Source organism: uncultured Sphingobacterium sp. (assembly GCF_964277905.1).
Lineage (GTDB): Bacteria > Bacteroidota > Bacteroidia > Sphingobacteriales > Sphingobacteriaceae > Sphingobacterium > Sphingobacterium siyangense.
In genome coordinates, this window is record NZ_CAXYKD010000043.1 from 45076 (window position 1) to 60225 (window position 15150).

The 15150-nt window shown below is 40.2% G+C and carries 9 protein-coding genes; 6 read left to right on the forward strand and 3 right to left on the reverse strand.

Features of this window, described 5'->3' with window-relative positions; genetic code table 11:
• Window positions 1-51: 51 nt before the first annotated feature.
• Window positions 52-2169: an HD family phosphohydrolase gene (locus ACHWSC_RS18660; RefSeq protein ID WP_394677764.1), complete on the reverse strand. Its 2118-nt coding sequence runs from the start codon at window positions 2167-2169 to the stop codon at window positions 52-54.
• Window positions 2170-2320: 151 nt separating this feature from the next.
• Between ACHWSC_RS18660 and rpe the strand changes: the two genes are divergently transcribed.
• From rpe to ACHWSC_RS18680, 4 genes are all read left to right on the forward strand, one after another.
• On the forward strand, window positions 2321-3001 hold the full coding sequence (rpe, locus tag ACHWSC_RS18665; RefSeq protein ID WP_201671535.1) for a ribulose-phosphate 3-epimerase: 681 nt from the start codon (window positions 2321-2323) through the stop codon (window positions 2999-3001).
• Between the two features lie 359 nt (window positions 3002-3360).
• Window positions 3361-6123 (forward strand): bifunctional aconitate hydratase 2/2-methylisocitrate dehydratase, encoded by a 2763-nt coding sequence (locus ACHWSC_RS18670; RefSeq protein ID WP_120334116.1) that lies wholly within the window; start codon window positions 3361-3363, stop codon window positions 6121-6123.
• A 50-nt stretch (window positions 6124-6173) separates the two neighbouring features.
• Window positions 6174-8438, forward strand: a complete 2265-nt coding sequence (locus tag ACHWSC_RS18675) for an aconitate hydratase (protein WP_394677765.1) — start codon at window positions 6174-6176, stop codon at window positions 8436-8438.
• A 174-nt stretch (window positions 8439-8612) separates the two neighbouring features.
• Window positions 8613-9485 carry a hypothetical protein gene (locus ACHWSC_RS18680; RefSeq protein WP_046672928.1) on the forward strand — a complete coding sequence of 291 codons (873 nt, stop codon included), beginning with the start codon at window positions 8613-8615 and terminating at the stop codon, window positions 9483-9485.
• Window positions 9486-9573: 88 nt separating this feature from the next.
• Here ACHWSC_RS18680 and ACHWSC_RS18685 read toward each other — a convergent pair whose 3' ends face one another.
• A complete protein-coding gene (locus ACHWSC_RS18685) occupies window positions 9574-10410 on the reverse strand; it encodes an MBL fold metallo-hydrolase (RefSeq protein WP_394677766.1) in 837 nt (278 codons plus the stop codon).
• Window positions 10411-10884: 474 nt separating this feature from the next.
• Here ACHWSC_RS18685 and pckA point away from each other — a divergent pair, with 474 nt between their 5' ends.
• Window positions 10885-12504: a phosphoenolpyruvate carboxykinase (ATP) gene (pckA, locus tag ACHWSC_RS18690; RefSeq protein WP_394677767.1), complete on the forward strand. Its 1620-nt coding sequence runs from the start codon at window positions 10885-10887 to the stop codon at window positions 12502-12504.
• An 82-nt stretch (window positions 12505-12586) separates the two neighbouring features.
• Here pckA and ppk2 read toward each other — a convergent pair whose 3' ends face one another.
• Window positions 12587-13396 carry a polyphosphate kinase 2 gene (gene ppk2 / locus ACHWSC_RS18695; RefSeq protein WP_120334118.1) on the reverse strand — a complete coding sequence of 270 codons (810 nt, stop codon included), beginning with the start codon at window positions 13394-13396 and terminating at the stop codon, window positions 12587-12589.
• A gap of 556 nt (window positions 13397-13952) precedes the next feature.
• On the opposite strand from ppk2, the gene ACHWSC_RS18700 reads away from it, so the two are divergent.
• Window positions 13953-15128 carry an MFS transporter gene (locus ACHWSC_RS18700; protein ID WP_394677768.1) on the forward strand — a complete coding sequence of 392 codons (1176 nt, stop codon included), beginning with the start codon at window positions 13953-13955 and terminating at the stop codon, window positions 15126-15128.
• The last annotated feature ends 22 nt before the right edge of the window (window positions 15129-15150 follow it).

Genomic DNA, 15150 nt, shown 5'->3' on the forward strand with positions numbered 1-15150 from the left:
GTAACGTTGCAATAAGCGTTTGAAATTCAATTTGTTGTTTGACAATTAAAATTACATTGTTTTTTTGCTTAAATCATAATCTACCCGAACATGGTAGATACTTTTGAGCATTGCCTTAAAAATAACTGCAGATTCGGTGATATCTTTAAGCGTAATGTTACTATTATTGAACTGCCCCCGCATCAATTTATGTTCGATAATTTTATCGACAAGGTTATTGATAGATTCTTCAGATGGTTCTTTTAATGCACGGGATGCGGCTTCGACCGAATCCGCCATCATAAGTACAGCTGTTTCCTTGGAAAAAGGAATAGGTCCGGGGTAGGTAAATAAAGACTCGTCAACCAGTTTATCGGGATTGTTCTTGACAAAAACGTTATAAAAATAGTCAACACGCGTTGTTCCGTGGTGTGTGCGGATAAAATCAAGGATCACGTCAGGCAATTGATGTTTTTTGGCGATATCGACGCCTTTGATGACATGTGATATAATAATCTGCGCACTTTGTTCCGGTGAAAGCTCATCATGCGGATTTTTTTCTGTCTTCTGATTCTCGATGAAAAACTGGGGGTTTGTCAATTTCCCGATGTCGTGGTACAGGGCTCCAGCGCGGACCAACAGCGGATTCCCGCCAATTTTGTAGATAGCGGCTTCCGCTAGATTAGCCACCTGTAAGGAGTGTTGAAATGTTCCCGGAGCTTTAAAAGAGAGCTCCCGCAATAACTTGGAGTTACTATTGGTAAGCTCCATGAGTGTTAGATCAGATACAATACCAAATAACTTTTCGAATGCATAGATCATTGGATAAGCCAACAAGGTAATCATGACACTTACGAAAAAGGGAAGGAGGTCGGACCAGTAAATGGTGTCTATAGATCCATTTCTCGTAACGACCAAGCCAATGTAAGCAATCCAATAGGTACCGAGGATAATAGCCGAGGAAATGAACAGCTGCTCTCGTTTGACCAATGTTTTAATACTATAGATCGCAACTATCCCCGCCATAAATTGTAAAAAGACAAACTCAAAACTATTCGGTACAAAAAGACCTGCCAGCAGAACCATCAACAGATGGATATTGAGTGCTACACGTGTATCAAATAGAATACGAATAATAATGGGGACGGCGCAAAATGGGATGTAATAGAGATTAGGAATCTTGATTTTGATCGCCCAAGATAGGACAGCGAGCATACCAATGATTACAATCATGATAATGACCAGCAACCTATTGTTAAAATAGATGTCCTTACGGAAAAGAAAAAGGAATACCATCAAAATAGACAAGGCGAGCGAGATAATCAGAAATTGCCCTAAGGTCACATAGTTTTGATTTCCACTGATCTTGCCTTCATCTTCATATACCTTGCGTAATGACTCAAGTTTTTGGTAGGTTTCATTGGAAATTATTTTCTCTTTTTCGGCGATCAGTTCTCCTTTTTGGACCACGCCGCGCGTAGCAGATATGTTTGCAATGGCATTTTGTTCTAAAGCTTCTGTTTGTTGATCGTTGTAGATGTAGTTAATGGTAATGTAATTTTTTAAAGTTTCCTCCAGCCAGCTCTTTTGCTTTATCTTGGTCAATTTGGGCATAATCTCATCCATATAACCATAAGAGCTTTCGATGGTGTAACAGTCGGCCGTGTTTTTTTGGCTGGCAACTTTGTCCTGGATCAGTGTAAAGTTGTAATGCTTGGAAGCCGGGGATTTGTCATTACTGCGGTTCTGAAACCGATTGTTCAATGACAGAATGCCTTTGCCATAGAGATGGCTTAAGATGGCATTACCGGCATTTCTATAATCTACTATATTTTCATGCGTTGTATCCAATTTGCTGCTTTGCCACTTTTCGGCCAGATCCGTGTTGAACTGATCGATTTGCTCTTTGCTTGTTGTCGTATTGGCATTATAAATCGGTTGAATCGTGTTTAATATACTTTTCTTGTCCGCATTCAATTCCTCCTGCGTTTTTAATATGGCAAAATTATAGGGTGATATCAGGTTCTCATGATTCCATACTTTTCCCTTTTGGAATTCATAGCGAAAACGAGGTTGTTTGGGAAGGAATATACAGATCAGAATAATGGTGATAAGTATTAATCCAATTTTTCGGACGAGGTTCTCCGTTGTATTTAATTCTCTTTTGTACTTTATTTTTAGTCTTCCCACTGCGAGCTATATTTTTGATATAATGTTAATATACAAATGTAGTTATAATTTATTTTCTGTAGCTTCTGCCAATTGTCGTTTATAGGTATTAAATCGGGTAAACGCTGTGATGAACAAAAAATACTTGTTATCTTTGCAAAAAAAATACAACATGTCAACAAAATCACATCTAATTGCACCATCCGTTCTTGCTGCAGACTTTGCAAAATTATACGATGATATCATCATGGTAAACAACAGTGAGGCAGATTGGTTTCATATTGATATTATGGACGGTGTTTTCGTTCCAAATATCTCTTTTGGATTCCCAGTTATGCAGGCTATTGCAAAACATGCTGCTAAACCTTTGGATGTACATTTGATGATTGTTGATCCAGACCGTTATCTGCAGGTATGTAAAGACTCGGGTGCAGCAATCATTACCGTGCACTACGAGGCCTGTACACATTTGCATCGTACACTGGCTGCTATTAAAGAATTGGGCTGTAAGGCAGGCGTTGCATTGAATCCACATACGCCAGTCGCACTTTTAAAAGATGTTCTTGCGGATCTCGACTTGGTTTGTATTATGTCGGTTAATCCAGGGTTCGGCGGTCAGAAATTTATTCCAAATACCTATGCCAAGGTACAGGAACTAAGGACCATGGCACAGGGAGTGAATGATGGTCTGCTGATTGAAATCGATGGGGGAGTAACGACTGCGAATGCAGCACAGTTATTGAAAGCCGGAGCAGATGTGCTGGTGGCAGGTTCATTTGTATTCAACGCGACAGATCCTCTGGAAACCGTGAAAGCATTAAAAGACATTGATATAACTGTAGAAAGTATATAAAAAAAAAGGTGATTTAATAATATAAATCACCTTTTTTTTTGAAAGAAATAAATACAATATAGCGGATTTCAAAAAAAGATGGCAGGATTGCATAAATACTGTTTAGAACAATTCCAAATTGATTTAAATAAATGGAATGCATGCGTTTAAAGTTGGATTTTCACTATTTTTGTAATTAGTCATACAAGTTGATTTACGACAAATAGATCAGCTTCAAAACATGAAGTGGAAGGGCTAATTTGTGATTTGTCAGGGAGGGCCTGATAGATGGCGTATTAGCTTAATTATATTACAGACATGGTAGTGTAGAAAGACATAGGTGTTTTTATGCTGCCCATAAAATAGAAAGATAGATATCTATGAGTATTTACAACGATTACGTACAAGAGGTTGTAGAACGAGAAGGCCAAGGATTACATCCTAAGCCTATTGACGGAGCAGAATTACTAAGTGAGGTAATTGCCCAGATTAAAGATTTAAACAATGAAAATAGAGCTGAATCTTTAAGATTGTTTATTTACAATACGTTGCCGGGCACTACGCCTGCAGCGGGTGTTAAAGCACAATTCCTAAAGGAAATTGTTTTGGGTGAATCAGTTGTTGCTGAAATTACACCTGATTTCGCTTTTGAATTGTTGTCACATATGAAGGGTGGTCCTTCAATCAAGGTTTTATTGGACCTGGCTTTGGGTACAGACCTAGCTATTGCAAAACAGGCGGCTGAGGTTCTTAAAACACAAGTTTTCTTATATGACGCGGATACCGCTCGTTTGAAAGAAGCTTTTGAACAGGGCAATGAGGTTGCAAAAGATATTTTAGAAAGCTACGCAAAAGCAGAGTTTTTCACAAAACTGCCTGAGGTTGCTGAGGAAATTCAGGTGATTACTTTTATCGCTGGTGAAGGTGATATCTCGACAGATTTATTGTCGCCAGGTAACCAGGCGCACTCGCGTTCAGATCGTGAATTACATGGAAAATGTATGATCACACCTGAAGCACAGCAACATATCGTTGAGTTACAGGCGCAACATCCTGGTAAAAGTGTCATGTTAATTGCTGAGAAGGGAACAATGGGTGTGGGGTCATCTCGTATGTCGGGTGTCAACAACGTTGCATTATGGACGGGTAAACAAGCGAGTCCTTATGTTCCTTTTGTGAACATCGCACCAATTGTAGGCGGTACGAATGGTATCTCACCTATTTTCTTGACCACAGTGGATGTGACCGGAGGTATCGGTATAGACCTTAAAAACTGGGTGAAGAAAGTGGATGAAAATGGCAACGTAATCCGTAACGAGAAAAATGAGCCAATCCTTGAAGAAGCTTATTCTGTCGCTACAGGTACTGTCTTAACAATCAATACTAAGACTAAAAAATTATATAATGGCGAGCAGGAGCTGATCGATATTTCCAAAGCTTTGACTCCACAAAAAATGGAATTTATCAAAGCGGGTGGTTCTTATGCGATCGTTTTCGGTAAAAAGATCCAGACTTTTGCTGCTGCTACGCTGGGAATTCAGGCACCTACAGTGTTTGCTCCATCAAAAGAAATCACGATTGAAGGACAAGGTTTGACTGCTGTAGAGAAAATTTTTAATAAAAATGCGGTTGGTGTAACTCCAGGTAAAGTGTTACATGCCGGTTCTGACGTTCGCGTTAAAGTAAATATTGTTGGTTCTCAGGATACAACAGGTTTGATGACAGCGCAGGAGCTTGAAGCAATGGCTGCGACTGTAATTGCACCTACTGTAGACGGCGCTTATCAATCGGGTTGTCATACGGCATCGGTTTGGGATAAAAAAGCACAAGCGAATATTCCAAAACTGATGAAATTTATGAATGACTTTGGATTGATCACAGCTCGTGACCCTCAAGGTGTATACCATTCGATGACAGACGTTATTCATAAGGTATTAAATGATATTACAATTGATGAATGGGCGATCATTATCGGAGGTGATTCACATACCCGTATGTCTAAAGGTGTTGCTTTTGGTGCTGACTCTGGTACGGTGGCGCTAGCTTTAGCGACAGGTGAAGCTTCTATGCCAATCCCAGAATCGGTAAAAGTTACATTTAAAGGCAGTATGAAAGAACACATGGATTTCCGTGATGTGGTTCATGCTACACAAGCACAGATGCTGCAGCAATTTGCTGGCGAGAACGTTTTCCAAGGCAGAATTATTGAAGTTCATATCGGAACGCTTTTAGCCGATCAGGCATTTACTTTTACTGACTGGACTGCAGAAATGAAGGCGAAAGCTTCTATTTGTATTTCACAGGATAATACATTGATCGAATCATTGGAGATCGCTAAAAACCGTATCCAGATTATGATCGATAAAGGCATGGAAAACAAAAACAACGTTTTGCAAGGCTTAATTGACAAGGCGAATAAACGTATTGAGGAAATTAAATCTGGTGCTAAGCCTGCTTTAACTCCAGATACCAATGCGAAATATTATGCAGAAGTTGTTATTGATCTGGATATCATTGAAGAACCAATGATTGCTGACCCGGATGTGAATAATGCAGATGTTTCCAAACGTTATACGCACGATACAATTCGCGACCTTTCGTACTATGGTGGAAACAAAAAGGTAGACTTAGGTTTCGTCGGTTCTTGTATGGTTCACAAAGACGATTTGAAAATTGTATCGAAGATGTTGAAAAACATTGAACAGCAAAAAGGTGTCGTTACATTTGAAGCTCCTTTGGTCGTTGCAGCTCCAACGTACAATATCATTGATGAACTGAAAGCTGAAGGCGATTGGGAATTCTTACAAAAATACTCTGGATTTGAATTTAGCGATGCTTTACCAAAAAGTACTGCACGTACTGAATACGAGAACATTATGTACTTGGAACGCCCTGGTTGTAACCTTTGTATGGGTAACCAGGAAAAAGCAGCTAAAGGTGACACGGTAATGGCTACTTCAACGCGCTTGTTCCAAGGACGTGTTGTTGAAGACAGGGATGGTAAAAAAGGGGAGTCTTTATTAGCATCAACTCCAGTTGTTGTTCTTTCAGCGATCTTGGGCCGTATTCCGAATATCGAAGAATATAAAGCTGCTGTGGAAGGCATTAACTTAACAAAGTTTGCGCCTATTCCAACAAAATAATGAGTGATTAGGGTTTAGTAACTTAATTAAACAACATAAATTAGAGAGATATGGCTTTTGATATAGATATGATTAAAAAGGTCTATAGCCAATATGACGAGCGCATTACTGCGGCTCGTCAAGTGGTTAACAAACCTTTGACTTTATCTGAGAAAATTTTGTATGCCCACCTTTGGGATGGCAATGCTACTGAAGATTACAAACGTGGCGTTTCTTATGTCGACTTTGCTCCAGATCGCGTTGCTATGCAGGATGCAACTGCACAGATGGCATTATTGCAATTTATGCAAGCGGGTCGTCCAAAGGTGGCAGTTCCTTCTACTGTACACTGTGATCACTTGATTCAGGCGAAAGAAGGAGCAGACAAAGATTTAGCACGAGCTAAAAACGAAAGCTCTGAAGTATTTAACTTTTTGAGTTCTGTGTCCAATAAATATGGTATCGGTTTCTGGAAACCCGGAGCAGGTATTATTCACCAGGTTGTTTTGGAAAACTATGCTTTTCCAGGCGGTATGATGATCGGAACAGACTCGCATACGGTGAACGCCGGTGGTTTAGGTATGGTTGCGATCGGTGTGGGTGGTGCTGATGCTTGTGATGTCATGGCAGGTTTGCCTTGGGAGCTTAAATTTCCTAAGCTGATCGGTGTAAAATTGACGGGTAAGCTCAGCGGATGGGCTGCAGCAAAAGACGTGATCTTGAAAGTTGCAGGTATCTTGACTGTAAAAGGCGGGACAGGTGCTATCGTTGAGTATTTTGGCGAAGGTGCGGAGTCTTTATCTTGTACAGGAAAAGGAACAATCTGTAACATGGGCGCTGAAATTGGTGCGACAACCTCAACTTTTGGGTACGACGAATCCATGGAGCGTTATTTACGTGCTACCGGTCGTGCGGAAGTGGCGGATGCGGCAAATGTGATTAAAGAGCACTTGACAGCGGATGCCGAAGTTTATGCTAATCCTGAGCAGTATTTCGATCAGTTAATAGAAATCAATCTATCTGAGCTGGAGCCTTCTCTAAATGGTCCTTTTACTCCAGATTTGTATACACCAGTTTCACGCATGCGCGAAGAAGCTGAAAAGAATGGCTGGCCATTGCAAGTGGAATGGGGATTGATCGGTTCGTGTACAAACTCTTCTTATGAAGATTTATCCCGTGCTGCCTCCATTGCAAAACAAGCAGTTGATAAAGGATTGATTACAAAAGCTGAATTTGGTATTAACCCAGGGTCAGAGCAAGTACGTTTTACGGCTGATCGTGATGGTTTGCTGAAAACTTTTGAAGACCTCAATGCGACAATTTTTACCAATGCATGTGGTCCTTGTATCGGTATGTGGGATCGTGTAGGTGCCGACAAACAAGAGAAAAATACAATCGTTCATTCTTTCAATCGTAACTTTGCAAAACGTGCAGATGGCAATCCAAATACTTATGCATTTGTTGCATCGCCAGAATTGGTAGCTGCAATCGCGATTTCCGGTGATTTGGGCTTCAATCCGGTAACTGATACCTTGACAAACAATAAAGGTGAACAAGTGAAGCTAGATCCACCTGTAGGGGATGAGTTGCCAACGAAAGGCTTTGCGGTAGATGATCCTGGATATCAAGCACCTGCGGCTGATGGTAGTTCGGTGGAGGTTGATGTAGCTCCTACTTCTGATCGTCTTCAACTGTTGGAGCCTTTTGCGCCATGGGAAGGTACGGATTTGAAAGGGTTGAAATTATTGATTAAGGCAAAAGGTAAATGTACTACTGACCATATTTCAATGGCTGGTCCTTGGTTGAAATACCGTGGTCACTTAGATAATATTTCAAACAACATGTTGATTGGCGCTTTGAATTTCTTCAATGAGAAGACTGATAGCGTTAAAAATCAACTCACAGGCGAATATGGTCCTGTTCCTGCAACACAGCGGGACTATAAAGCACACGGTATTGGTTCAATTGTAGTCGGTGATGAAAACTACGGTGAAGGTTCTTCCCGCGAGCATGCTGCGATGGAACCTCGTCATTTGGGTGTTCGTGCTGTTTTAGTTAAATCTTTCGCACGTATTCACGAAACGAACTTGAAAAAACAAGGTATGTTGGGATTAACTTTTGTAAACAAAGACGATTATAACAAGATTCAGGAAAATGATACCATTGATATTATCGGCTTGACAACATTTGCACCAGGTAAGCCTTTAACACTTGTATTACATCATGCAGACGGAACGCAAGAAGAGATTTTGGCGAACCATACCTACAATGCGCAACAAATTGAATGGTTTAAAGCTGGTGGGGCTTTGAATATCATTCGTAAAAATCAAGGGTAACAATTCCTTGGAAATAAAATAAATGAAAAGCTGCTTTCCTTGAAGGCAGCTTTTTTTGTTTCTGGCGTGGAATGACATTTCTGTGATCTTCGTCATATTTTTCCAATTTCCATTGATTTTATTTGCTTATAAAATAGAATGCGGGTACTTTTGCCCAACGTTTTTAGCACCGATATGAGAAAAATATTTTTAACGATTGGAGCACTTGCATTAAGTGTTTCTGCCTTATTTGCCCAAGAAAATCCTGAGATAGGAAAAAGCATTTTCAAACCGAAAAATTTGAGAACAGAAAGTAACAAGGGCAAATTCTTCTTCTTTTGGGGGTACAACTTCTCTTCTTACGCGAAATCAGATATTCATTTTACGGGTCCTAATTATGACTTTATACTCCATGATGTAAAAGCGGGTGACAGGCCAACTAAATTTGGTTCGACGTATTTTGATCCAAGCCGGTTAACTATTCCACAATTTAATCTACACTTTGGTTATTATATCAAGGATAATTACTCCATTTCATTGGGATGGGATCATATGAAATATGTGGTCGATATTCCGCAGCAGGTGAAAATTTCCGGTTTTATCGGTGAAGAGATTTCTAATCCTGGTATCCCGACGGGAAACCGCGCCGGTCAATATAACGGTGAATTGATTACTGTAGACTCTGCCATGCTGACATTTGAGCATACAGATGGTTATAACTTTGCCTCAGTAGGTTTGGAGCGTTATGATGACATCATCAATAATCGCAAAGGTCAACAGGTGCTGACAATGGAATCTGGTGTGGATGTAGGTCTATTGATTCCTCGTTCCGACGTGCATCTTTTTGGCGAAGGGGCCAACCACTTTTGGAACATTGCGGGTTATGGTGCTTCGGCAAAAGTAGGTTTGCACTACCGTTTTTATAAAGGACTCTATCTTCAGGGGAACTTCAAAACGGGCTGGACTGATTTAACAAACATTCGTACAACAGGAAGAAGAGGGGTAGATAAAGCATCCCAACAAATATGGTTTTTTGAGAATTATTGGGCTTTGGGCTTTAGATTCTAAACATATTCATGAAAAAAAAGGCTACATTCAAAGTAGCCTTTTTTTTATCCTTTTTCATATCCTATTTGATCTTCTTTAAAAAGACCAGCTAAATCTCGCCCAGTTTGAAAATATCCTTTACCCGGATACCTTTTTCAGTACGTTGAAGTGTACAGCATTCATGTATGGGATCGTGTTCGAAAAATAAGATGTATTCATTATCGACGATCTCATTCCAATAGCTGTTGCGTTCCTCCATGGTCACGAGGGGTCTGACATCATAACCCATAACATAAGGAATGGGAATATGTCCCACCGAAGGCAATAGGTCCGCCATATAGAGGATTGTTTTGCCTTTATACTGTATCTGTGGCAACATCATAGCTTCTGTATGGCCGTGTGCATAACGGACAGCGATATTGTTTCCAAAAGGATTCTTATGATCTTCGACAAATTTTAATTGTCCACTTTCCTGTATCGGTAAAATGTTCTCTTTTAAGAAAGAAGCTTTTTCGCGCGGGTTAGGATCGGTCGCCCAAGACCAATGGTCACTATTGCTCCAAAAATGAGCATTTTTAAAAGCCGGAACCAGCTGTTCACCTTCGCGGACTATAGCGCCGCCGCAATGGTCAAAGTGTAGGTGTGTAAGGATGACATCGGTGATATCACTTCTGTCAAATCCAATATTTTTTAATGATTTATCCAGCGTTGCATCGCCGTGAAGATAATAATAGCTGAAGAATTTTTCGTTTTGTTTGTCTCCCAGTCCTGTATCGACCAGCATTAATCGATTACTGTCCTCGATGAGGAGCAGGCGGTTTCCCCAGGTACACATATTGTTTGAGTCGGCAGGGTTTGTTTTGTTCCAGATACTCTTTGGAACAACGCCAAACATTGCACCGCCATCGAGTTTAAAAAATCCCGTTTCTATAGCATGTAATTTCATTCGCAGATTATGTGTCTTTTAATGGTTATATAGCATATCCAGTTTATTTTAAGCACAAGCAATTATTTGTCAGATAGCATGAAAGCCACCCTGTGCTCTTCCGTGTTCGTGCTACAATTGTAGCTATTTCATCTCTTTATCTTTACTCATGTTAGTCCGTCGGCCTGGAGATTGCTACCACTTTCAATGATCAATGGCTGATGGACGTTACACTGTCTGTTTTTTTTACCTTATTAATATTTGTAAAGGTTGGAACAATTTACGAAAAATACGTGATATTTTTTGATAGTGATAAATTGGTGTGCTAAAAAAATATGCTAAAAAGTTTATTTTTTTTTACTTGCGTAAGTTGTTGTTAATGAGTTGTTTGTTTTTGTGTTTTTTGTACAATAAGCTTGATTTTTAGATGATTAAGTTTTGTTTTTAGCGAAAAATGCCTTTAAATTTGGGCACATTTTAAAACAAACAAAAAATATGAAAAAGGGTAACATTGGAAACGCGCCTGATTTGAAATATTTAAAAATTGATAGTACAAGAAATGTATTTTATCAATTGCCTGTTTCTGAATTGGTCGAACATGCCTTAGCAAATCACGAAGGTCGACTTTCTGATACGGGAGCACTCGCTGCTGATACGGGAAAATTTACTGGGAGATCGCCAAAAGATCGGTTTCTGGTCGAAGATTCTTTAACAAAAGATAGCGTTTGGTGGGGAGAAATCAATCAACGGATGTCTCCGGCTAATTTTGAAGCACTATTTTCGAAAGTAGCTGCTCACTTAAGTAATAAAATCATCTATGTAAGAGATTGTGCTGCAGGGGCTGACCCAGCTTATCAAATAGATTTGCGTGTTGTTACGGAGACAGCTTATCAAAGTATATTTGCCAATAACCTGTTTCTGCGGCCGGAACCAAATTTGGATGCTCAGCCTGCCTGGTCGATTTTAGCTGCCCCGACGCTGCTTATCGAAGAGCCGCATCAATATGGCATTATCAACGAAAATTTTGTCGCGATTGATTTTACAAAAAAGATAGTACTGATTGCAGGGACCGGTTATACAGGGGAGATTAAAAAGAGCATTTTTTCAATATTGAACTTTATTTTGCCATTCCAGCATAATGTGCTTTCTATGCACTGTTCGGCGAATACTTCGAAAGAAGGGGAGACTGCTTTGTTTTTTGGACTTTCGGGTACAGGGAAGACGACCTTGTCAGCTGATAGAAATAGAAAGTTGATCGGTGATGACGAGCATGGATGGAGCGAAAAGGGAATATTCAATTTCGAAGGTGGCTGCTATGCCAAATGTGTAGGTTTATCGGAGGACAAAGAGCCTGAGATTTTTCACGCAATTCGTTTTGGGGCTCTGCTTGAAAATGTTGTTTTGGATGAATTTGATCGACCTGATTACAACGATATTAGCAAGACGGAAAATACCCGCGTATCCTATCCAATAGATTTCATGGAAAATGCGGAAATGAGCGGTATTGGTCGTGAACCTGAAAATATTTTTTTCCTGACGGCAGATGCTTTTGGTGTACTTCCTCCCATTTCATTGTTGACCATCGATCAGGCAGTATATCATTTCGTTAGTGGTTATACAGCAAAGGTTGCGGGTACAGAGGTAGGGGTAAAGGAGCCTACAGCAGCATTTTCAACCTGTTTTGGACAGGCATTTTTGCCGCTTCATCCTTCAAAATATGCGGCTTTGCTGCGTTCAAAACTAGAGCAAAATCGCAATATCAAAGTTTGGCTAGTGAACACGGGCTGGATTGCCGGTCCTTACGGAATAGGCAGACGTATTAAGCTAAATTATACGCGATCGCTAATTCGAGCAGCAATGGATGGCTCACTGCTCGAGTCTCACTTCAACAAGCACAATATTTTTGGACTGGAGTATCCGACGAGCTGTGGAGAGCATGTTCCTGCACAAATTTTAGATGCGCGAGGCTTATGGAACAATGACGAGGCTTATGACATGCAGGCAAAACGCCTGGCGAAGGTGTTTATTTCGAATTTTGAAAAATTCAATAATGAGATGCCACCTTCGGTGCACGCAGCAGGACCTAAAATAGAAACTACAGTTCTGGTGTCCTAATTCGTTCTGCCATTATAACAAACAGGAGGAAATACTTTTCCTCCTGTTTGTTATAATTGTACCTTTCCTAATCGACAGACCTTTAATCGTGTTTTGTGACGAAAGAATCTATTTTTTCCTGTTCACTTCCAACAAGAGCATTGATAATAAGTTTGAAGGACGCCAGGCGAGCCTTTTTCTTATTATCTTTCGTGATTTCTAGCCAAGGCGATTTTTTTGTACTTGTCTTTTTAAATAAATCCTCAATATAGCCCGTATATACATCCCATTTCTCCTGGGCCTGCTGGTCTAGCACACCGATTTTCCATTGTTTTAGGATATCTTCTTTTCGCTCTTTTAACCTTTCGGCTTGCTCTTCTTTGCTGACGTTAAGGAATAATTTGATAAGGATGATGCCATCGTCGATTAACTGCTTCTCAAATTCAGGGACCTGGTTCATAAACAGCTCATGTTGCTCCTTGGAGCAAAATCCAAATACAGGTTCAACAACAGCTCTGTTATACCAGCTACGGTCAAAAATCACAATTTCGCCGGCATTAGGGAGCTGTTTGATATATCGTTGAAAATACCATTGTCCGGCTTCCTCTTCGGTTGGTTTGGGCAATGCAACAACGCGTACCTTTTTGGGATTTAGGTATTGGGTTATGCGGCCTATTGTACCACCTTTACCCGCAGCGTCCCTACCTTCAAAAATAATAAGGACCCGTTTCCCTTTTTCAATGATTTCATATTGAAGCTTTAAGAGCTTGACTTGAAGCTCGTAAAGTTCTTTCTCATAATCGTAAACATCATTGAATTTTTTTATTTCCAGAATGCCATGTTGTTCCAGATAGTTTAAAACATCTTTGTTTTCGTGGATCTTCTGAAGTTCATTTAAATCGTACTCTGCCATATGATATTTATTTATATGTTCGTTTTCCTAAAGTTACTTATTGAATTGTTAAAAAATGTCAAATTTCAAATAAATCCGTAAGAGCTGCGTAATAATAAGCTTATGGTTTACGTTTAATATTCAAAACAGCGAAAGAGGCTGTTTGTATAAATTAGACTTTTCATAAATTTAGGTTAATAATTGGTTAGGTTAGCTCGGAGTTCCCCACTTCGAGCTTTTTTTGTGAACAGGATCGGAGGATCCCTGACGAGAACACGAAAAATTATGGTTTTTGCCACGCTCAAATAGAGTTTAATATTAACCTCTTCTAAACGTTAAAAAATGTTAAATGACTATTCTTGTTATAATGAATTCAAAAATGTGGCGTTTTCATTACAAATACTTTTCATAAAATAGGTTAATATATGGCTAACGAAAGCTCAGAGTTCCCCACTCTGGGCTTTTTATTTTTCAGCATCCTTTTTTGACTTGCAGACTCTTTTTTTGACTTGAGTCAATGTTTAGCTTTTTGATCCGCGGCATATTTGCACTCGAAATATATTTAAACAAAAAATTTATGAGTGTAATTTTAGAAAAAGGACAAACAATTGGTTTCTACAAAGCCATAATTCCCATTATTGTATCGGTATTTGGAGTCTATTTAACTATTGGAATTGCTTTGGGGCTACTTCCAAAGTTTGTTGAGGAGAAATTAGGATACGACAGTTTTATTATTGGTTTGGTTATTGGTTTGCAATCGCTAGCGACACTTCTTACACGCGCTTACTCGGGTAAAATTACCGATACGAAGGGTGCTAAGAAGAGCAAGATGTCGGGCGCTATTTTAGCTGTTCTAGCGGGATCAGCCTATGTTTTAGCTGTTTTTTTTCAATTTAGCAGCGGTACAGCGCTTGCATTGCTTCTTTTTGCCAGGGTAATGCATGGTATTGCAGAAAGTTTTCTGGTCACAGGAGCGCTTACTTGGGGCATCGGGTTGGTTGGACCGGCGCAGTCCGGAAAGGTGATGACCTGGAACGGTATTGCGATGTATGCTGGTATCGCTATCGGCGCCCCTCTAAGTATTTGGTTGGGACGAGTATCCGGAGACCTTTCCGCCTGTTTTCTTATGTTATTATTGCCAATGATGAGCTGGCTTGCCACGGTAAAACTGCCAGCCGTAGCCATTGATAAAGACCATATCCGTACACCGTTTTATAAGGTGATAGGGGCGATTTCTGGACAAGGGCTGAGCTTGGCATTCTCTTCCATGGCATTTGGCTGTATTGCGTCCTTCATTGCCTTGTTCTTCAAGGCGATGAATTGGGGGGAGGCTTCATTGGCGTTTATGGTTTTTGGGACATGTTATGTGTTAACCAGAGTGTTCTTTGCATCATTTCCAGATAGATTTGGCGGTCTTAAAATAGCTTTGATATCATTGTTTATCGAAGTTCTGGGACAAGCGCTGATCTGGACTGCCACATCCAAAATGCTTGCAATAATAGGCTGCGGACTTACAGGTGTAGGGTTTTCCCTGGTATTCCCGGCTTTGGGTGTGCTAGCCATAAAAAAAGTTGCACCGCAGATGCGTGGTACAGCACTTGGAGCTTATGTTGCGTTTGTGGATTTGTCGCTGGGACTGGCAGGACCATTGGCGGGAATGATCGCGGGCTCGTTTGGTTATCAGTCGGTCTATTTATTTGGGGGAATCAGCTGTCTGCTGTCTATCCTTATATTGATCTGCAACAGGAAATAAGCTGACGGAAATTCACAGCATG